Origin of the sequence: Ensifer meliloti (assembly GCF_030064585.1) — a bacterium.
Lineage (GTDB): Bacteria > Pseudomonadota > Alphaproteobacteria > Rhizobiales > Rhizobiaceae > Sinorhizobium > Sinorhizobium meliloti.
This window is the reverse complement of sequence record NZ_CP120365.1, coordinates 2895712-2916164: the sequence shown is the minus strand read 5'-3', so window position 1 is coordinate 2916164 and position 20453 is coordinate 2895712. Positions and strand designations below refer to the sequence as shown.

18 protein-coding genes are annotated in these 20453 nt (G+C 63.7%); 10 read left to right on the top strand and 8 right to left on the bottom strand.

Features of this window, described 5'->3' with window-relative positions; genetic code table 11:
- Positions 1–17: 17 nt before the first annotated feature.
- The 3 genes from PZL22_RS20875 (at position 18) to PZL22_RS20865 (ending at position 3869) form a co-directional block, all read left to right on the top strand.
- A complete protein-coding gene (locus tag PZL22_RS20875; RefSeq protein WP_004435869.1) occupies positions 18–821 on the top strand; it encodes an SDR family oxidoreductase in 804 nt (267 codons plus the stop codon).
- Between the two features lie 81 nt (positions 822–902).
- Complete coding sequence (locus PZL22_RS20870) at positions 903–2519, top strand: LTA synthase family protein (RefSeq protein WP_004435866.1); 1617 nt, start codon at positions 903–905, stop codon at positions 2517–2519.
- Between the two features lie 24 nt (positions 2520–2543).
- Positions 2544–3869 (top strand): capsule polysaccharide biogenesis protein, encoded by a 1326-nt coding sequence (locus tag PZL22_RS20865; RefSeq protein ID WP_004435864.1) that lies wholly within the window; start codon positions 2544–2546, stop codon positions 3867–3869.
- Here PZL22_RS20865 and PZL22_RS20860 read toward each other — a convergent pair.
- From PZL22_RS20860 to PZL22_RS20825, 8 genes are all read right to left on the bottom strand, one after another.
- Positions 3839–4852: a KpsF/GutQ family sugar-phosphate isomerase gene (locus PZL22_RS20860; RefSeq protein ID WP_004435861.1), complete on the bottom strand. Its 1014-nt coding sequence runs from the start codon at positions 4850–4852 to the stop codon at positions 3839–3841. The genes PZL22_RS20865 and PZL22_RS20860 overlap by 31 nt on opposite strands.
- Before the next feature lie 183 nt (positions 4853–5035).
- Positions 5036–5491 (bottom strand): RrF2 family transcriptional regulator, encoded by a 456-nt coding sequence (locus tag PZL22_RS20855; RefSeq protein ID WP_004435858.1) that lies wholly within the window; start codon positions 5489–5491, stop codon positions 5036–5038.
- 236 nt (positions 5492–5727) lie between these two features.
- On the bottom strand, positions 5728–5946 hold the full coding sequence (locus PZL22_RS20850; protein ID WP_004435856.1) for a hypothetical protein: 219 nt from the start codon (positions 5944–5946) through the stop codon (positions 5728–5730).
- Positions 5947–6494: 548 nt separating this feature from the next.
- Positions 6495–9029, bottom strand: coding sequence for a protein translocase subunit SecD (gene secD / locus PZL22_RS20845; RefSeq protein WP_004435853.1), 2535 nt, complete (start codon positions 9027–9029; stop codon positions 6495–6497).
- A gap of 93 nt (positions 9030–9122) precedes the next feature.
- Positions 9123–9545: a hypothetical protein gene (locus PZL22_RS20840; protein ID WP_013843949.1), complete on the bottom strand. Its 423-nt coding sequence runs from the start codon at positions 9543–9545 to the stop codon at positions 9123–9125.
- Positions 9546–9704: 159 nt separating this feature from the next.
- A complete protein-coding gene (locus PZL22_RS20835) occupies positions 9705–11318 on the bottom strand; it encodes a 5-guanidino-2-oxopentanoate decarboxylase (protein WP_004435847.1) in 1614 nt (537 codons plus the stop codon).
- Positions 11315–12505, bottom strand: coding sequence for a pyridoxal phosphate-dependent aminotransferase (locus PZL22_RS20830; protein ID WP_004435844.1), 1191 nt, complete (start codon positions 12503–12505; stop codon positions 11315–11317). The genes PZL22_RS20835 and PZL22_RS20830 overlap by 4 nt, the downstream gene beginning before the upstream one ends.
- Before the next feature lie 23 nt (positions 12506–12528).
- Entirely contained in the window at positions 12529–13143 is a 615-nt protein-coding gene (locus tag PZL22_RS20825; RefSeq protein WP_004435838.1) for a TetR family transcriptional regulator C-terminal domain-containing protein, read from the bottom strand.
- A gap of 271 nt (positions 13144–13414) precedes the next feature.
- Here PZL22_RS20825 and PZL22_RS20820 point away from each other — a divergent pair, with 271 nt between their 5' ends.
- The 7 genes from PZL22_RS20820 (at position 13415) to cydB (ending at position 20446) form a co-directional block, all read left to right on the top strand.
- Complete coding sequence (locus PZL22_RS20820) at positions 13415–14188, top strand: ABC transporter ATP-binding protein (protein ID WP_013843945.1); 774 nt, start codon at positions 13415–13417, stop codon at positions 14186–14188.
- Between the two features lie 36 nt (positions 14189–14224).
- Positions 14225–15007, top strand: a complete 783-nt coding sequence (locus PZL22_RS20815) for a transporter substrate-binding domain-containing protein (protein ID WP_003530910.1) — start codon at positions 14225–14227, stop codon at positions 15005–15007.
- A gap of 107 nt (positions 15008–15114) precedes the next feature.
- The gene (locus PZL22_RS20810; RefSeq protein WP_003530909.1) at positions 15115–15840 is read left to right on the top strand and encodes an ABC transporter permease; all 726 of its coding nucleotides are present in this window, start codon (positions 15115–15117) and stop codon (positions 15838–15840) included.
- Positions 15837–16661, top strand: coding sequence for an ABC transporter permease (locus PZL22_RS20805; RefSeq protein ID WP_003530908.1), 825 nt, complete (start codon positions 15837–15839; stop codon positions 16659–16661). Before PZL22_RS20810 ends, PZL22_RS20805 begins: the two co-directional genes overlap by 4 nt.
- A 1-nt stretch (position 16662) precedes the next feature.
- Positions 16663–17832, top strand: coding sequence for a M20 aminoacylase family protein (locus PZL22_RS20800; RefSeq protein ID WP_013843942.1), 1170 nt, complete (start codon positions 16663–16665; stop codon positions 17830–17832).
- 138 nt (positions 17833–17970) lie between these two features.
- Positions 17971–19452: a cytochrome ubiquinol oxidase subunit I gene (locus PZL22_RS20795; protein WP_003530906.1), complete on the top strand. Its 1482-nt coding sequence runs from the start codon at positions 17971–17973 to the stop codon at positions 19450–19452.
- Positions 19442–20446 carry a cytochrome d ubiquinol oxidase subunit II gene (cydB, locus tag PZL22_RS20790; RefSeq protein WP_013843940.1) on the top strand — a complete coding sequence of 335 codons (1005 nt, stop codon included), beginning with the start codon at positions 19442–19444 and terminating at the stop codon, positions 20444–20446. Before PZL22_RS20795 ends, cydB begins: the two co-directional genes overlap by 11 nt.
- The last annotated feature ends 7 nt before the right edge of the window (positions 20447–20453 follow it).

Here is a 20453-nt window from a genome sequence, read left to right as displayed (position 1 = left end):
CGCCAACGGGTTCGTCCATGACACATGTGATCATCACCGGCGGCTCGAGCGGAATTGGCCTCGCGGTCGCCTCAATCTACGCGGCCCGCGGAGCGCGGCTCTCTCTTGTCGCACGCTCGCGCGATCTTCTGGAGAAGGCAGCACAGAAGCTGGTAGCCGAACACGGTCTCGAGGCCGGAGCGGTCCGCATAGAGGCCGCCGATGTCTCCAAAGGAGAGGAGATCGAGGCCGCGGTCTTCCGCTGTGTGGATGCGTTCGGACCCTGCGACGTTCTCGTGACCTCGGCAGGCGTCGTCGAACCGGCGCCATTCGAGGCGATGCAGGGAGCGGCCTTCCACCGGCAGATGGAAACGAACTTTTCGGGCACGGTGCATGCCGTGCGCGCAGTTTATCCGGACATGAAGAACAGGCGCCGCGGCCATATTCTGATGGTTTCTTCGGGTGCCGGCCTGATCGGCATCTACGGATATACCGCCTACTGCGCCTCGAAGTTCGCGCTTAACGGCTTCGCCCAGGCGCTGCGCAGCGAAGCGCACGCCCACAATGTCGGCATTTCGATCTGCTTTCCACCCGATACGGAGACGCCGCAATTCAAGAGGGAGCTTGCCGCCCGGCCAGTGGAGGCAAGCGTAATCATGGGAACCGTCCGCCCATGGACGGCCGAGGCGGTCGCGCGAAAGATCGTCAAGGGCATCGACCGGCGGCGCTTCGAGATTTATTTTGGCGCGGCCTTGTATCTTCTCGGCCGCTTCGGGCCGGCGGTCAGGCCTTTCCTCAATTGGTGGTTCGACCGGGCGATCGCGCGCAACAGTGGACTGTGACGGCGGCGCCCGCGGCCATGCTTGTGCCAGCCAATATTAGGCTTTAAGTGTCGGGAGAAGCCTTCTGCCGAGGCGGCGACGGTGAAATGGCTCAAAGGTATCGGCTTGGCGCTCATTCCCTTCAACCTGCATGACTACCCGATAGCCTTGACCCTCGGGTGCTACCTGCTGTCCTGCGCGGTGATCTTCTATACGGACCGGTTCGCCCTTCCGGCGCGCGAACGCAGGAAGAACGCACCGAAATACGGGCGCAATCGGGACAGGATCGACCATCTCGCCCGGCTGCCGGTCATCGCGCTCGTCTTTGCCGGCTTCTTCGCGATCTCGTGGCGGCCCCTCTATGCCGCCGCCGGCACGATGAGTTTCTTCATCATTTTCACCGGCATTTCCCGCGCGAAGTTCAAGTTCATCCGTGAGCCGCTGGTCTTTTCCGATATCGCCCTGGTCGCGGATGTCTTCAAGTACAAGACGATCTTCTATGCGAGTTCGCTGAACATCGTCTTCTGGATCGTCGCCTTCCTTTACGTGTTCGGCGTATCGGCACTTTACATGTATTTCGAGCCGACGATCCTGCCCGAAAGAAGCAGGCTCTTCTGGGTTCTGGTGATGGTGGGGATCGCCGCCGGACCCTGGGGACTGTTGTTTTACGGGCCCGTGAACCGCCCGACGGCCGCTCTCGTGCAGAGGCTGGTGAAGGCGATCAACGTCAAGATGAACACGGTGCGTTTCGGTACCTTCGCTTCCGTCGTCTTCCATTTCATCATCTGGCTCGGCGTCAAGCGCGACAAGATCGTCGCCGAATTGTCGGAAATACTGCGCGCCGCGGTGCACGACCTCATCGGCCACGAGGAGGCCCCGCTGATCATCGTATGGCAGTCGGAGTCCTTCATCGACATGCGGCATTTCGGTGTCGATTCGATCAAGCTTCCGACGGTCGACCGGTTGCGCAAGCAGGCGGTGCAATGGGGGCGCTTGAGCAATGTCTTCGAGGGCGGCTACACGCTGCGCACCGAATTTGCCGTCCTGAGCGGCCTTGTGCCCGACGACATCCACGTCGATGCCAGCTATCCTTATCTCCGTGCCGCGCACTATGCCGATATCGTCTGGCCCGGAAAGCTCAAGCGCGCCGGCTGGCGCACGCATTTCATTCATCCCTATGACCGGACGTTCTTCCTGCGGCACAAGGCGATGCCCCTGCTCGGCTTCGAGAAGCTTACCATGCTCGATGCCTTCGACCATAAACCGGAGCGGGACGGGCTTTATGTCTCCGACGCCACGCTGGCAGCCCGCGTGCTCGCCGAAGTCGAGAAGCTGCCGGAAGAGGAGAGCGGCTTTTTCTTCGTCGCCTCGATGGCAAATCACGGCCCCTGGGAACCGGGGCGCGTCGGTACGCTCACCAATCCCGTCGATATCTACCTGGCCATCCTCGAGCAGTCTGACGCTGCGTTGAAGCAGCTGATCGACGGCCTCAACAAGCTCGACCGGCCGGTCTGGTTCGTCTTTTACGGCGACCACGCGCCCCTTCTGAAATCTTTCGCGGATCCCTTCCCGGATCCCCGCACGGATTATTTCATCGTGCCGCTCGCCAAGGCGCGCGCCGCGGCCCACAGCCCGAAGCGGGCGAAGGACGAGGATCCTTGGAACCTGCTCGGCTCCATGCTGAAGCACGCCAATCTGCACAAGGACGCGCTGCAATAGCAGCGTCTTCCGGAAATCCGCCCGATGACAGCAGATACGACCATAGATCCCGCGCCGCCAAGAACCTTCCTGTTCTTGCAGGGACCGGCGTCGCCGGTCTTCGCCAAGGTCGCCGGGCATCTCGAAGTGCTGGGCCATTGCTGTCTGCGCATCAACCTCAATCCCGGCGACCAGATATTCTGGCGGCGCCCGGGCGGCCATAACTACCGTGGCTCGTTGGCGCGGTGGCCGGCCTATGTGGAGGCCTTTATCCGCCGCCACGCCGTCACCGACCTCGTCCTGCTCGGCGAAGAGCGCCCCTATCACCGGATCGCCACAGCGGCCGCGCGAAAAGCCGGCGTCCGCGTCTTTGTGGTCGAAATGGGCTATCTCAGGCCGGACTGGTTGACGCTCGAGCGCGGCGGCATGTCGTCCAACTCGCACTTTCCGGTCGATCCCGCGCAAATCCTGCGAGCGGCAACGGGACTGCCCGAGCCCGACTGGCAACGGCTCTACCGGCAGAGCTTTCTTGCGGAGGCGGCATACGACCTCCTCTACAACCTGCCGAACGTGTTTTTCTGCTTCCTCTTTCCCGGCTACCGCCGGCACGGCATCTTTCATCCGCTCGCCGAATATGCCGGGTGGATCCGGCGGCTGGCGGCCGGCAAACGCGAGCAGCGGCGCGCGGATGCGTTGATCCGCTCGCTTTCGGCGAAAAATGCGCCGTACTTCGTCTATCCGCTTCAACTTGAAACGGACTATCAATTGCGTGCGCATTCACCCTTCGGCAGCCAGCGGGAAGCGATCGACGGCATCCTTGCCTCTTTCGCGCACCGTGCGCCGGCAGGAACCAGGCTCGCCGTCAAGGTGCACCCGCTCGACAACAGCCTGATCTCCTGGCGCAGGATCGTCGCGGACAAGGCCGCCTCACTCGGTGTCGGCGACAGGGTCCTCTATCTCGACGGCGGCAATCTCGATTCGCTCACGGAGCACAGTTGCGGAATGGTAACGGTCAACTCGACCGCCGGACTGCATGCTCTGAAGCAGGGCAAGCCCGTGAAGGTCCTGGGAAAGGCCGTCTTCGACATTGCCGGTCTCACCGACCAGCAGCCGCTCGACGCGTTCTGGACGGCGCCCGAGGCCCCGGATCCGGTGCTGAGCGGGGCAATGTTCAGGCTGATGGCCGCTTCGATCCAGGTGCGCGGGAACTTCTATTCCCGTGCGGGTACGGATGCCGGCGCCAAGGCCATCGCCGAGCGGCTGCACCGCAACGACGTCAATGAACCGGGCGCCTTCGTCGACCCGCCGCCCCGGCAAAAGCCGGTGAAACTCAGCGAAGATCAGGCGACGCCGGCGCGCAGCAGATCGTGAATGTGCAGGATGCCGACCGGGGCGCCGGCCTCGTCGACGAGGAACAGCACGGTGACCTTGTGGTCCTGCATGAATTCCATGGCGGCGCTGGCAAGGACGTCACCCTTGATCACCCGCGGGTTGCGCGACATCACCTCCTGGACCGGTTGTGCCAACAGGTCGCCCGCCATGTGACGGCGCAGGTCGCCGTCGGTGATGACGCCGATCAGCTTGCCGCTTTCATCTGTTATGCCGACGACGCCGAAGCCCTTGGCCGACATTTCGATGACCGCCTCGCTCATCGGACGGCCGACGGAGAGTAACGGCATCTGTCCGGTGCCATGCGCCAGCTCCTGAACCAGCCGCAGCTGCGCGCCCAGCTTGCCGCCCGGATGGAAGGTCTTGAAATCCTCGGCCGAGAAGCCGCGCCGCTCCAGGAGCGCGATCGCCAGAGCATCGCCGACGGCAAGCTGCAGCATGGCCGAGGTCGTCGGCGCCAGGCCGTGCGGACAGGCCTCCGGCACCTTCGGCAGCACGAGCGCGATCTCGGAATTCCGTGCGAGCGTGCTCTCGCGGTTCGAGCAGATCGAGACGATCGGCACCTTGAAACGCTTGGCGTAGGTCAGCATGTTGGCGAGTTCCGCCGTTTCGCCCGACCAGGAGAGCAGCACCAGCGCATCCTGAGCGGTGATCATGCCGAGGTCGCCGTGGCTTGCCTCGGTCGGATGGACGAAATAGGCCGAGGTGCCGGTCGATGCGAGGGTGGCTGCAATCTTGCGGCCGATATGCCCGCTCTTGCCGACCCCGGAAACGACGACGCGGCCGTCGCCGTCGCCCATCAGTTCGACCGCATCGACGAGGGCGCCCGCGAAGTCCTGGTCACTGGTCAGATGGTCTGCAAGGGCCTTGATGCCGTTCGTCGCCGTCGTCAGCGTCCTGCCGATCGACTCCAGCACGGTGCCACCGGCATGCGCATCCGCCGTCGCGTGTCTCACACCCATCATCGACCCCCTTTAGGGCACCTCCGGGAAAACTGCGTCACGGTTTTCCGCCGGAAGTGCGTAGCCAAAAAACGGCCTCGTCAGCGGGCCGCAGCAAGATAGACGCCAGATAGGCTCTTTTCATGGACAAACCAAGCCTTTCGGCGGCCATTTATACCAAACCGGCGACGTTTCGAACCGTCATGCTCAGCCGACGCGCTTTTCGACCGAGGTCTCCGGAGGAAGGATCCCGCCGGCGGCGAATTCGGCGAGCGTCATCGAATCGAGGATGGAGGACATCGCGTCACGCACCGATGTCATCGAGATGCGCACCCGGCAGGTCTCCGGATCGGTGCAGTCGTCGCACATTTCATAAGCCGTGCGGCTGGCGCAGCGTATCGGCGCCAGCGGGCCGTCGAGCGTCCTTATGACATGGCCGATGCGAATCTCGGAGGCCGGTCGCGACAGGGAATAACCACCGCCCGGTCCTTTCTTCGAGCGCAACACGCCGGCGTTGCGCAGTTCCAGGAGTATAGTGTCTAGAAACTTTTTCGGAATGTTGTTGCGCTGTGCGATTTCGGTGATGAAGGCAGTCTGCCCGGGTGGAAGCCGTGCCAGGTCGACCAATGCTTTCAGTCCGTATTTTCCCTTCTTCGTCAGCATTCGAGTCAATTCTCCCCGATCCCGCAGAAACGCCGGATCCGACCTCGGAAACAGTCTTGTCCCGGCATAGCACAAGAATGCGCTGCCAATACACTGATATAGTCGACAACGGAGAAGGATCGGTAACCGAGGATGGAAGAGTGCAGGAGCGCGTCAGGGTTTCAATGTATCACTGACGCGCCCCAGAGAATTTCTTGTCCTGGAAGAGAATTTCTTGTCCTGGAACGGTTCGCACGTCACGCGGCGGCAATGCCGGGCGTCCGATTGGTGAGGTTCCGCCCGCCCTGGGCGGAAAGGAGCCGGCCAATGGCCGCGCGTGCTTCATCGACCGAACGGAAGCGTTGCGCGTCCAGGTCCCAGACGTGATACTTGACGGCCAGGAACTTCAGACGGTCTTGGTCGGGAACGACGACTCCGACGGCTTCACCACCATATTCGATAACTTGCTTGCTCATGTAAATAACGCTCCTCCGCACCCACGGGCGCGGATAATTCAATTCTCGGCAAAGGATGAACTCGGTAAGTTTGAACGGTCACATTCGGCGAAGTTGACGAATGACACCTTTAACCGTTGCACGACAATGGGAACGTGAGCCGCAGAAAGCGGCGGTCGAGAATTCGAACATGTCACTCTCCTTTGGCTGGCCCGGCATAGGACGCCAGGCGCTCATGAACAAATCGAAGCGGACTCCTTCCGCTTCCCACAGTGGCAAACTAAAATAATCTACCAATTTCGTCAACTTCAGAAACGCAAACGCGAAAAATAATTCTCACTACTCGTTTCCGCAGCTGGCGCGTCGGCAAATCCGTTCGCCTGTCCGGGCTATCTCGCTATCTAGGTAGCGCCGAATCGCCGTGCAAGGGACGGGTCGAATATAGGCAGGAATTTCCGACGAAAAAGGGGCAGCCCTCGTAGAGGCTGCCCCTTTGCCGCGATCGACACGGCGGGATCAGGAAAGGCGCGGACGGTTTTCCGCCCGCATCCGTCAACGGCGCGAGGCCGTCAGGCCGTCGGCGTTTCCGCCTGCTGCCCGGCGGAACGAGCGGCTTCCCGCTCCTTCCACCAGCGGCTCAGGAACAGGAGGATCGGACCGCCGATATAGATGGACGAGGTCGTCGCGACGATGACGCCGAAGATCATCGGCCAGGCGAAGCTCTGCACCGCCTCGCCGCCCCAGATCGCCATCGGCACAAGGGAAAGCGCCGTTGCAGCCGAGGTGAAGATGCATCGCGCGATCACCTGGTTGATGCTCATGTCGATGAGATCGGAGAACGGCATCGACTTGTACTTGCGCAGGTTTTCGCGCATGCGGTCGTAGACCACCACCTTGTCGTTCACCGAATAGCCGATCATCGTCAGCAGCGCTGCGATCGCGGTCAGGTTGAAGTCGATGCCCGTGAGTGCAAAGAACCCGACGGTCTTGGTGATGTCGAGCAAGAGCACGGCGATCGCGCCGACGGCGAAGTGCCATTCGAAGCGGAACCAGATGTAGAGCAGGATCGCCAACATGGCGAGGGCGACGGCGAGGAAGCCGGATCGCGCCAGTTCGCCACTGACCGTCGGACCGACGACCTCGGTCCGCTCCATGCTGGCACCGGGGAGGGCGGTCGTCACCGCATCCTTGACCTTGTTCAGTGCCACCGTCTGCGCCTGCTCGCCGCCCGGCTGCCGCTGCACGCGGATCAGCACCGATTGGCCGCCGCCGAAGTCCTGGAGCGCCACCTCGCCGAGATTGAGCTCCTCGAGGCTTTGACGCAGTGTCGGCAGATTGATCTTCTCCTTCGAAACCGCCTCGACCTGAATGCCACCGATGAAATCGATGCCGTAGTTGAGACCCGGCGTGAAGAACAGGATGACGGAGCTGATCGACAGGAATGCCGAAAAGCCGATCGCGAGGAAGCGGCCCTTCATGAAGGAGAAGGTGGGCAGCTGCGGCACCTTGCCAAAAAGCGACGGGATTTCCAGCTTCTTCATCTTGCGGCGCACGACGACTTCGCGCATCAGCAGGCGCACGACCGTAACCGATGTGAACATCGAAATGCCGATGCCCAGCATCATGGTGACGGCAAAGCCCTTCACCGGCCCGCTGCCGAACCAGAAGAGAAGCACCGTGCCCGCAAGCGTCGTGACGTTGGAGTCGATGATCGTCGCATAAGCCTTGTTGAAGCCGATATCCAGCGCCTTCATCGCGCCGGCGCCCGCCTCGGTCTCTTCGCGAATACGCGCATTGATCAGGATGTTCGCGTCCACGGCCATGCCGATGCCGAGAATGATACCGGCGATACCGGGCAAGGTCAGCGTCGAACCTATGAGGCCGAGTACGCCGATCGTCATGATCGTGTGCAACACCAGGCCGACATTGGCGATCATACCCCAGGCCCCGTAGAGGACGACCATGAGGACCACGACGAGGCCGAAACCGGCGAGACCGGTAAAGAGGCCCATGCGAATCGAGTCGCTGCCGAGATTCGGGCCGACCGAGCGCTCTTCGATGATCGTCAGCGGTGCCGGCAGCGCACCGGAGCGCAGGAGTGCGGAAAGAACCGTCGCCTCCTCGACCGTGAAGCTGCCGCTGATCTGGCCGCGGCCACCGAGAATGGGCTCGTTGATGACCGGCGCCGTCAGCACCTTGCCGTCAAGCACGATCGCAAACGGCCGGCCGACGTTTTCGCGTGTGATGTCGGCGAACTGGCGGGCACCGAGCGAGTCGAAGCTGAAATCGACGACCGGCTGGTTGGTGCGCTGATCGAAGCCGACCTTGGCGTCGTCCAGCCGCTCGCCGGAAATGGCGACGCGGCTTTCGACCGGATAGCGGTTGCCGTCATTGGCGCCCGGCAGAATGTCGACCCCACGCGGCGCCGGCTGTGTGACGTCGACGCTCTGATCGAGCATGTGGAAGCTCATCTGTGCCGTCGAACCCAGAAGCTCGCGCAGGCGTGTCGGATCCTGAAGGCCGGGCAGCTGGACCAGAATGCGGTTGGAACCGATGCGCTGGATCAGCGGTTCGGCGACGCCGACCTGGTCGACGCGGTTGCGGATGATTTCCAGGCTCTGCTCGACCGCCTTGGTCATGCGGTCGGCAAGACCCGCCTCGGTCATCGCCAGGGTGATGACATCGCCCGCCGTCGTTACCTCGACCTCAGGAGCCGGGGCGGCGAAACCCACCGTGCTCACGGGCGTCGCCAGTTCCTGCAGCTTCGGCAGAACCTTGTCCCGGTCCTGAGCATCGGGGATGCTTACGGTCACGCTGTTGCCGCTGATGCGCGCCGAGGAAGCGGAAACGCGCTCGCCGCGCAGGACGCGACGGGTATCGTCGAGAAGCGAGTTGAGGCGAGCCTTCTGCAGCCCCGCCCCGTCCACCTCGAGAACGAGGTGCGAACCGCCCCTCAGATCGAGGCCGAGCGTGACCGGCTCGAACGGGAGAACGGAAGCGACCTGCTCCCTCATGGCCGGCGTCAGAACGCTCGGCAGCGCCGCAAGGCATCCGAAGATGATGATCGCGACATAGGCGAGGACCGCCCATCTGGATGTACGCATGTGGGAATTCCATAAACGCCTGAACGCGCCTTGGGCAGCGTCCGGGCTGGGTTTTCATCAATGGCTGAGGCGGGATCGAAAGCCCTGCCGAACTCAAACGATGGCTGCCGCCGGTGGCGGCGCGCGGATGCACTCGTTCTGGCACGGCGCGCCACGTGCGATTTCGGCTCGCGGCAGAGATGGAGAAGGAGAAGCCACGGGCGCAGCGAGCGCCACGCGTTGAAATTGGATGCATGGCGCCGGATCGCCGCCGGGCATCGACTTGCCGTCAGCGCGCTCGCCGCTGAAACGGAGGTCGGGCAGTGCAACCGCCCTGCAAATCTGGCGGGCGACCGGCCGGTCGGAGGAACCTGTATCGGGTTGAGCGACATTGCCGGCCGGCGCTCCGGCCGCGCGGCCTGCTGCACCCTGGCCGACCGCGATGACCTGCATGGAAAGAGAGGCGCAGAACAGCCACAGCACGGCGAGAAGCCGGCTGGCGTGCATGCTCCTGCTGCCACCACCCATGAGGTCCATCGAGGACGCGGTCCCTTTCTCTTTGCATCCGGTCAATCCGCGATCGAACGCAAGCGAGACGAATTCAGCCCGAGCACCAAACTAAACGAAGAACGTGGCCGGATTCGAGCATGTGCGCTCTTAACATCACTCCGGGCCGGAAAAGTCAAATCCGGGCCGTCATGCAGTGGCGCCGGCGGTTCTTTCCTGATGGATTTCGATGAGCGAAGGCCCCGGGCGCGACGCCGCAGCGGCGAGCGCGCGCGGCAGATCCTTCACGGTCGCCAGCCGCTCAGCGGGCAGGCCGTAGGCTTCGGCGGTCAGCAGGAAATCGGGTGCGGAAGGTTTGACGCCCTCCGGCGTGATCCCGGATTCGACCATGTAGGATTCGATTTCCCGGTATCCGTCATTGTTCCAGACGAGGAAGACGACCCTGGCATTCGCGTCCACCGCCGAGCCGATCTCGGCCAGTGAAAACTGGAACCCGCCATCGCCGACGAGGCATATGACCGGCCGCCCCCGATCGGCGACCGCAGCGCCCACTGCAGCCGGAGGCGCATAGCCGAGCGAGCCGTAGCCCGTCGCCGAATTGAACCAGGCCCTTTGCCGCGGCGCGTCGCAATAGAGGTTGCCGGCATAGACGGCCTGGGTCGAGTCCCCGACGATGGTGCAGTCGGGGAGCGTCCGGTAGATCGCCTCGACGACGCCGATTTCCGCAAGCATTTTCGTTGTCAGCTCCTTAAGCGCCGCCTTGCGCGCGGCCTCCGCCCGCAAGCTCCCATCCTTGGCCGCCGCATGGTCCGGCAGGAAGCCGAGAATGCCCGCAGTCGCAGCCTTCGCGCCGGAGAGGATCGAAAGCGCAGCTTGCGGCCCACGCGCGAGCTGCGCCGCATCGATGTCGGTGCGAATAAGGTTCTTCAGCAGCGGAAAGCCGCCGTCCGCATAGAGATCGTAATCGGTCTGGCCCATCTCGGTGCCGAGCGCCAGCACGAGATCCGCCTCCCGCAGCAGCGCGCGGACCGCCTTGAGGCTCGGGCTTGCCGGCACCCGGAGCGGATGGCCGGCAAGCATGCCGCGGGCGTTGACCGTCGTGACCACCGGCGCGCCGATCCGCTCGGCGAGTTCGCGCACTTCCGCTTCCGCGGTCAGGGCGCCGCCGCCGCACAGGATGACCGGCCGCGCGGCTTCCGCGCAGAGGATCGCCGCCTTCTGCAGCGTTTCGCTGTCGGAGCGCGGACGTGTCGGCGCCGCCGGCTTTGCCGGCCGGCCCTCGATCTTCAGGGCCATCACGTCGGTCGGAATTTCGATATGGACCGGGCCTGGCCGGCCGGAAAGCAGAACGGCAAAGGCGCGGTCGACGACGAGCGGCAGATCGGCGGGGTTGAGAAGCGTGTGCGAATAGAGCGCCAGCGTCTTCATCATTCCATTCTGATCGGGCAGCTCGTGCAGCAGCCCCCGGCCATGCCCGAGGGAATCCCGGCGGTTGACGCCGGAGATCACCAGCATCGGGATCGAGTCCTGCCGGGCCTGCGCCATGGCGGTGATCGTGTTGGTAAGGCCCGGACCGGTGATCACGAGCACCACGCCGGGCTTGCCGCTGACGCGCGCATAACCGTCGGCCATGAAGCCGGCACCCTGTTCGTGGCGCGGAGTGACGTGGCGAATTTTCGATGTGGCAAGGCCGCGGTAAAGTTCGACCGTGTGCACGCCCGGAATGCCGAATACGACCTCCACGCCGTTGGCTTCCAGGAGATCGACGAGGGTCTCGCCGACGGTTTTCGATTCGACGGTCATGCGCGGCGCTCCTTGCGGATGGTGCAGCGTTCGGCGAGCGCGGCGATGCGGCGGCATGCCTCCTCGATGGCGGCATCCGGAACGGTCAGGCTCACGCGCAGGAAGTTGCGTGCCTTGTCGCCGAAGGAGGACCCCGGCATCACCGCAACGCCCTCCTCTTCCAGGAGTGCCCAGGCGAAGGCTTCGCCGGAGAGGCCCGTGCCGGAGACGTCGATCAGCGCAAACATACCGGCCTCCGGCGGCAGCACCGAAACCCCGGACGCCCCCGCAAGACCGTCGATGATCCGCCGGGCGCGCCGGCTGTAGGATTCCCGCATCTGCCTCGCCGTATCGATGTCATGCGTCAGCGCGTAAGCGGTCATATCGGCGATGAACGGCTGCTGGCCGAAAAGCATGGTCTCGGAAATCGGCAGCAGGCGCTCGGTGAACTCGGCCGGGCCGACGGCCCAGCCGCTGCGAAAGCCGGGTGCTGCATGCGACTTCGAGATGGACGAGACGACGACCGTGCGTTCGGCAAGATCGGGATTGTCGAATGGCGAGGCGAAGAGCGCATCGAAGACGAGCTCCTCATATACCTCGTCGCAGACGATCCAGAGATCGTGCCGCCGCGCGACTTCACCGATCGCCGCAATCTCTTCCGCCGTCAAAACAGCGCCGGTGGGGTTGTGCGGCGTATTGAGGAGCAGCACGCGGCATTCGGGCGTGACCGCCTTTTCCAGATCCTCCGCCCGCATGTGGAAGCCGTTTTCCGGGTTCAGCGGTACGAATACCGGATGGGCCCCCGTGGACCGGATGACGCCTTCATAGGTCGCGTAGAGGGGGTCTCCGACGAGCACGCCGTCTCCCGCCTCGGCAAGCGCGAACATGACGGCGAAGAGCGCCGTCTGCGTTCCCGGGAAGCAAAGAATGTTCTCCGCGGTCACGGCGGCACGGCGGCGACGGTACTTTTCGGTAAGCGCCGCGACGACCGCCGGCTCCCCGCGGCCGTTTGAATAGCGGTAGCGTCCCGCATTCATGGCCCGCTGGCACTCTTCCAGAAGCGCGCGGTCCGGCGGCAGATCCGGTTCGCCGATGGTCAGCTCGATGAGCTCGGCGCCACTCGCCTTCAACTGACGTGCGCGGGTGTGCAGCGTCCATTTGCCGGAACCGAGCTCGGCAAGACGTGATGTGATCGACGCGTAGCGCAAGAATTCACTCCCTCATTCGATTTCTATTTTTCGATCCGAAGGCCGAGCAGGGCTTCGACCGAGGCCATGGCGATGCCGACCAGTTCGCCCTCGCGAAAAAGATCGCCGGCGAGGCAGCCTTCGACCCAGAGCCCGTCCACGAGGCCGTTGATCGCGATTGCGTAGCGGCGGCACTCCTCGGGACCGGCAGGCCGGCCCTTGGCCGAAAGAAAATCGCTGAGCAACTCCTGCAACGCGTTGCGGAAGGCGAGGTAGCCGTCGCGATGGATTTCCGCGAGCACCGGATCGACCCGGACCTGACTGATGAAGGCGGCCCAGAGAGAGATGCTGCGGCTGTCGGCGACCGGTTCGGTCAGATTGATGGCGATGAAGTCCTTGAGACGCGTCGCCGGATCGCCCTCGACGTTCTTCGCCTTCTCCGTGAGAGAGGCAATGACGGCGCGGTAAGCCTCCGCAACCATCTGGTCTTTGGATTCGAAATAATGGCGGACGAGCCCTGCGGTAACGCCGGCGCGAACGGCGATCTGGCGGACGGTCGCTCCCTTGAGGCCGAATTCCGAAATGCAGTCCAGCGTCGCCTCGATCAGTTCCTGGCGCCGCTCGCCCTCGGGGGCGCGATAAAAGCTGCGCCGGTTCACCGCATGCCCCGCGCCGTGCCGTTCAGCCAGATCGTCATTGCCTGCGAACCGGTTGGGCTCATGCGTTGCTCCCGGGGAAGACCGTTGTTGCGAGGAGCGTCAGAAAATCGACGCCGGTGGTTATTATACGCTTGAATAATAGCGACACAAGTGCAACGATGCCATCCAGAAACAGCGTGACAAGCCGAAGATGCTGCACGAGAGAAAGACCAGGGGAACTGTTTTTCATGGCTTCAACGAGCGTTCCGCGAACGAGAGGAGCCGCGCGCCGATGACGGATGCGGCCCAGGCAATCGCGGTTACCGACCTCCACAAGCGTTTCGGGCCATTGGAAGTGCTGAAGGGCGTGTCGCTGAGCGCGCGGCAGGGCGACGTTATCGCGATCATCGGCGGCAGCGGTTCCGGTAAATCCACGCTTCTCCGTTGCATCAACATGCTGGAACTGCCCTCGGCCGGCCAGATCAGCGTGCACGGAGAAGAGATCCGCATGAAGCCGGACGGCCACGGCGGATTGATGCCGGCCGACCGCAAGCAGGTCCAGCGGATCCGCACCCAGCTCGGCATGGTTTTCCAAAGCTTCAATCTCTGGCAGCACATGACAATTCTCCAGAACGTCATCGAGGCGCCGGTGCACGTACTCGGCAAAACCAAGGCTGAAGCAGTCGAGACGGCCGAGGCGCTGCTCCGCCGGGTCGGCCTTTACGAGAAGCGGGATGCCTATCCAGCTTTCCTGTCAGGCGGTCAGCAGCAACGCGCCGCCATTGCCCGGGCGCTTGCGATCCAGCCGCTGGTCATGCTCTTCGACGAGCCGACTTCTGCGCTCGATCCTGAACTCGTCGGCGAAGTGCTTTCGGTCATCGGCGATCTGGCGCGGGAAGAGCGGACGATGGTGCTCGTGACCCATGAGATGAAATTCGCGCGTGACGTCGCCAACCACATCGTTTTCCTGCACAACGGCGTGATCGAGGAACAGGGGCCGCCCGAGGCGATCTTCGGCGCCCCTAAATCCGAAAGGCTCAAGAAGTTCATCAGCTCCATTCACTGAATTCCGCAATGCTCGACAATCAAAAAAGGGAACGGCATGAAGAAGACATTGAAACTCGTGGCGCTCGCCGCCGCTCTTGCGATCACAGGCGCGGCCGCCGCCTCGGCCCAACAGGTCAAGGTGGGAATCGCGGCGGAGCCTTATCCGCCCTTCACCTCACCTGACGCCAGCGGCAACTGGGAAGGCTGGGAGATCGAGTTCATGAAGGCCATGTGCGCCGAGGCCAAGCTCGATTGCGTCGTCACCCCGGTCGCCTGGGACGGCATCATTCCGGCGCTGACCTCGAAGAAGATCGACATGATCATCGGCTCCATGTCGATCACCGCGGAGCGGCTGAAGACCATCGACTTCTCCGACAAGTACTACAACACGCCGACCGGCATCATCGGCGCCAAGGGCGACGACATCAAGCCGACGCCGGAGGGTCTCGCCGGCAAGACGATCGGGGTGCAGGTGTCTACCGTGCACCAGGCCTATGCCATGAAACACTTTGCGCCGGCCGGCGTCGAAGTGAAGGAATATCAGACGCAGGACGAGGCAAACCAGGATCTCGCCGCCGGCCGCGTCGATGCCGTCCAGGCTGACGCGATCGCCCTCGATGCCTTCCTGAAAAGCGACCAGGGCAAGCAGTGCTGCGATTACAAGGGCGAAGTCGCCGAAGACGTCGACGTCATCGGGCCCGGCGTCGGCGTAGGGTTGCGCAAGGGAGAGACGGAACTGAAGGAAAAGGTCAACGCGGCGATCAAGGCGATCCGCGAGAACGGTACCTACGACGCCTTCTCGAAGAAATACTTCGACTTCGACATCTACGGCGGATAACCGCGACCTGCCGGCGGTCCGGGCGACCGCCGGCCTTGAATTCGTGTTCGAGCGGGATGCGGATTGCGGGCATCGCCCATGATCCCGCTCTTGTTTAAGAGGCTGCCTTGCTCGGGGATTCCTTTATCAACTGGAGCCTGCTTTCGCTCTCGGCGCCCGGCTGGGGCGGCGTCCTGCTGCAGGGCTTCCTCAGCTCGATCGAGATCGCAGTCGGCGGCTATGCGCTCGGGCTCGCACTCGGTATCGGCGGGGCCTTCGGCAAGCTCTATGGCGGGCCGATGCTTCGCGATCTCCTGGAGTGCTACACGACGGTGGTTCGCGCGGTGCCCGAGCTCGTGCTCATCCTGCTCCTCTACTATGCCGGCACCGATCTCCTGAACCAGCTCCTTGGCGCCATCGGGGTCGGAGCCGTCGATATCAGCGGGCTCGTGGCCGGTATCTTCGTGATCGGGGTCGTGCAGGGCGCCTATTCGACGGAGGTGCTTCGCGGCGCGATCAAGGCGGTTCCCGCCGGCCAGATCGAGGCGGCACGCGCCTACGGCATGTCGCCGCTCCTGGTGCTGCGGCGCATCACGCTTCCGGCGATGCTGCCCTACGCCATCCCCGGCCTTGCCAATCTGTGGCTGATCGCCACCAAGGACACGGCGTTGCTCGCTGTCGTCGGTTTCAGCGAATTGACGCTCGTCACGCGGCAGGCGGCAGGCGCCACCAAGGCCTATCTCCTCTTCTTCTGCGCCGCCGGCGCGCTCTATCTGGCGCTGACGCTCGTTTCCAACGTCTTCATCGGCATGCTCGAGCGCCATGCGCGGCGCGGCTTCGCGGAGCAACGATGACCGACGAAACCACCCACGCGCTCGCATACACGCCGGAAGACCTCCCGAGAAAGGAGAGTTTCCTCAAGCCTCATCGCATCGTGCTGATGCTTCTCCTCGCGGCGCTCGTGGTGGCGGTCGCGGTCTTCATGCGCTGGGACTGGCTGCCGCGCTACCTGCCGAGGCTCGGCTCCGGCATTCTCGTGAGCCTGGCGATGCTCTTCAGCACGGCGATCCTCGGCTTCCTCCTGGCAGTGCCGCTTGGCCTCGCCCAGGTGACCGGGCCATGGTTCTTCAAGGCTCCGGCCCGCATCTTCTGTACCGTCATCCGCGGGACGCCGCTGCTGCTGCAGCTATGGCTCCTCTATTACGGGCTCGGCTCGCTGTTTCCGCAGTTCCCGGCCATCCGGCAATCCTTTCTCTGGCCGTATCTGCGCGAGGCCTGGCCCTATGGGGTGGCGGCGCTCACGGTATCCTTCGCCGCCTATGAGGGCGAGGTCATGCGCGGCGCGTTCGCCGGCGTGCCGTCCGGGGAATTGGAGGCCGCCCGTGCCTACGGCATGGGCCGCTGGACGATGTTCCGGCGCATCTGGCTGCCGCGGGCGATCCACCGCGCGCTGCCCACCCTCAATGGCGAGACCGTGCTGCAGCTGAAATCCACGCCGCTCGTCGCGACGATCACCGTCGTCGACGTCTATGCGGTGATCTCGAAGGTGCGGCAGGAAACCTACCTGACCTATGAGCCGCTCCTGCTGCTCGCGGCCATCTACATGTGCCTGACCGCAATCCTGGTCGTGGCCTTCCGTTACTTCGAAAACCGCATACCCACCCGTGGTGCCTGACATGAAGCTTTCCGCCGCCATCGACAATGCCATGCCGGAACTCGTCGCCATCCGGCGCGATCTGCATGCCCATCCTGAGCTTGGGCTCGAAGAAACGCGGACATCCGCCTTCATCGCCCGCCACCTCGAAGAGCTCGGCTATGAGGTGGCGACGGGCATCGCGAAAACGGGCGTGGTCGGCACGCTAAGGAATGGCACCGGGTCGCGCTCGATCGGCATCCGCGCCGATATCGATGCGCTGCCGATCCAGGAGGAAACCGGGGTCGCCTATGCAAGCACGAAGCCGGGCCTGATGCATGCCTGCGGTCATGACGGCCACACGGCGATGCTGCTCGGCGCCGCCCGCGCGCTTGCCGAGCGAAGGAATTTCGACGGCACGATCCACCTCATCTTTCAGCCGGCGGAGGAGAATGCCGGTGGCGCGAAGATCATGGTCGACGAGGGTCTCTTCGACAGATTTCCCTGCGACGCCGTGTTCGCGCTCCACAACGAACCGAACCTGCCCTTCGGCCAGTTCGCTCTGCGCGAAGGCCCGATCATGGCGGCGGTCGACGAGGCACGGATCACCGTTCACGGCCGCGGCGGCCACGGCGCCGAGCCGCAGGCGACGGCCGATCCGATCGTCTGCGGCGCCAGCATCGTCATGGCGCTGCAGACCATCGTCGCACGCAACATCCACCCGATGGACCCCTCCGTCGTGACCGTCGGCGCATTTCACGCGGGCTCGGCGAGCAACATCATCCCGGAGCGCGCGGAGATCGTCGTCGGCATACGTTCCTTCGATCCCGCGGTCCGCGACGAGCTCGAACGCCGCATCCGGATGATCGCCGAGGCTCAAGCGGCAAGCTTCGGCATGCGGGCAACCGTCGATTACGAGCGGAGCTACGACGCCACGATCAACCACAAGGCGGAGACGGATTTCCTCCGAGAGGCCGCCATCCGCTTCGCCGGCGCCGACAAGGTCGTCGATCTCGCCCGGCCGTTCATGGGAAGCGAGGACTTCGCCTATATGCTCAAGGAAAGGCCCGGCAGCTATTTCTTCCTGGGCTCGCGGGTGACGGGCGAGGAGAAATCGCTCCACCACCCCGGCTATGATTTCAACGACGATCTGCTGCCGATCGGCGCTGCCTTCTGGACCGAACTCGCCGAAGCCTACCTCGCGCGCCGGTGAGATTGGGGACGGGCGCCCGACTGCTTCGACCTGCAATGCGGTTCAAAATGCCGCGCGCGAACGATTGCCGCAGTGTGACAACGTGGCGATCCGCCCGTCATTGACCTTTGGCAATATTGCGTCAGATTCAATCACACGATGCAGATCGCAGATATCAGACGCCGTTCGCGTCTGAGTTTGCGGTTTCCGCCCGAAAGGATCAGCGCCGTGTTCGAAGCTTTTGACGCAACTGTCCTTGCACGCATACAGTTCGCCTTCACCGTCTCCTTCCACATCATCTTCCCGGCCTTCTCCATCGGACTTGCCAGCTATCTGGCCGTCCTCGAAGCGCTCTGGCTCTTGAAGAAGGACGAGGTCTATCTGGAGCTCTTCAACTTCTGGAAGACGATCTTCGCCGTCGCTTTCGGCATGGGCGTCGTCTCCGGCATCGTCATGTCCTACCAGTTCGGCACCAACTGGAGCGTGTTTTCCGACAAGGCCGGGCCGGTGATCGGGCCGCTGATGGGCTATGAGGTGCTGACCGCCTTCTTCCTCGAAGCGGGCTTTCTCGGCGTCATGCTTTTCGGCCTCAACCGGGTCGGCCCGAAGCTGCATTTTTTCGCAACCGCGATGGTCGCGCTCGGCACGCTGATCTCGGCCACCTGGATCCTCGCGGTGAACTCCTGGATGCAGACGCCCGCCGGCTTCTCCGTCAACGAGGCCGGGCAGTTCATTCCCGACGACTGGTGGGCGGTGATCTTCAATCCGTCTTTCCCGTATCGGCTGACGCACATGGTGCTTGCCGCCTATCTGACGACGGCCTTCGTCGTCGGCGCCTGCGGGGCGTGGCACCTCCTGCGCAAGACCGCTCCGCGGCGCGCCCGCACGATGTTCTCGATGGCCATGTGGATGGCGGCGATCGTCGCGCCGATCCAGATCTTCGCCGGCGACCAGCACGGACTCAACACGCTCGAACATCAGCCGGCAAAGGTGATGGCGATGGAAGGGCATTATCAAAGCCATCCGAAAGGCGCGCCGCTGATCCTCTTCGGCATGCCGAACTCCGCCGAGAAGCGCGTCGACTACGCGCTCGAAATCCCGAAGCTTTCGAGCCTGATCCTGAAGCACTCGCTCGATGCGCCCCTTGCCGGTCTCGACACCATACCCGAGGACCGGCACCCGCCGGTCGCCATCGTCTTCTGGTCGTTCCGCGTCATGGTGGCGATCGGCTTCGCCATGCTCGGTCTCGGGCTCTGGAGCCTCTGGTGTCGGCTGCGCGGCACGCTCGACACGAATGCCGCGCTCCACCGCGCGGCGGTGCTCATGGGCCCGGCGGGCTTCGTGGCAGTGCTTGCCGGCTGGATCACGACGGAGGTCGGGCGGCAGCCCTACACGATCTATGGGCACCTTTTGACGGCGGACTCGATTTCCCCGATCGCAGCGCCGGCTGTCGGCGCCTCGCTCGTCGCCTTCATCATCGTCTATTTCCTCGTTTTCGGCGCCGGCACCTTCTACATCCTGCGGCTGATGGCACGTCTGCCGCGCGATACGATGCCCGAACTCGACGAAGGACCCTTGCGCACGGCCGGAGTGACGCCCGGGCCGGCAACAGCCAACCAGGGAGGCCATCATGGCCATTGATCTGCCACTGATCTGGGCCGCGATCATCGCCTTTGCGGTGCTTGCCTATGTCGTTCTCGACGGTTTCGACCTCGGCGTCGGGATATTGTTTCCGTTTTTCCCCGAGAAGCACGACCGCGACGTCATGATGAACTCCGTTGCCCCCGTATGGGACGGCAATGAAACCTGGCTCGTGCTCGGCGGCGGAGGGCTGCTCGCCGTGTTTCCGCTCGCCTATGCGACGATCCTGCCCGCGCTTTACGCGCCCATCATCGCCATGCTGATCGGCCTCATCTTCCGCGGCGTGGCTTTCGAGTACCGCTGGCGCACGCAGCGCGGCGAATTCCTGTGGAACTGGGCCTTTGCGGGCGGGTCGATGCTCGCTGCCTTCGCGCAAGGCCTGGCGCTCGGCGCCCTCGTGCAGGGCATCCCGGTCGAGAACCGGGCCTATGTCGGCGGCTGGTGGGACTGGCTGACGCCGTTTTCAATCGCAACCGGGCTGGCGATCGTGATCGGATATGCGCTTCTCGGAGCGACCTGGCTGGTGATGAAGACCCGTGGCGAGCTCGCCGAACGCGCACGTGGCGTCGCGCTTCGAACCGCTCTCGCCACGGTCGCGGCAATGGGCATCGTCAGCCTCTGGACGCCGTTTCTTGAGCCGGTCTACCTGGAGCGCTGGTTCGGCTGGCCGACGGCGATCTTCAGCGTCATCGTGCCGCTGTTGGTCCTCGGCTGCCTCTACCTCCTTCTCAAAGGCATCCGCGACCGGCACGATGTCCAGCCCTTCATCGCCGCGCTCGGCCTGTTCGTGCTCGGCTATATCGGCATCGGCATCAGCTTCTATCCCTTCATGGTGCCGCCTTCGCTGACGATCTGGGATGCCGCCGCGCCGGACGAGAGCCTCGCCTTCCTGCTCGTCGGCGCGCTTGTTCTGGTACCGATGATTCTCGCCTATACCGCCTATGCCTATTGGGTCTTCCGCGGCAAGGTCGATCCGGAGGAGGGCTACCATTGACGCGCTC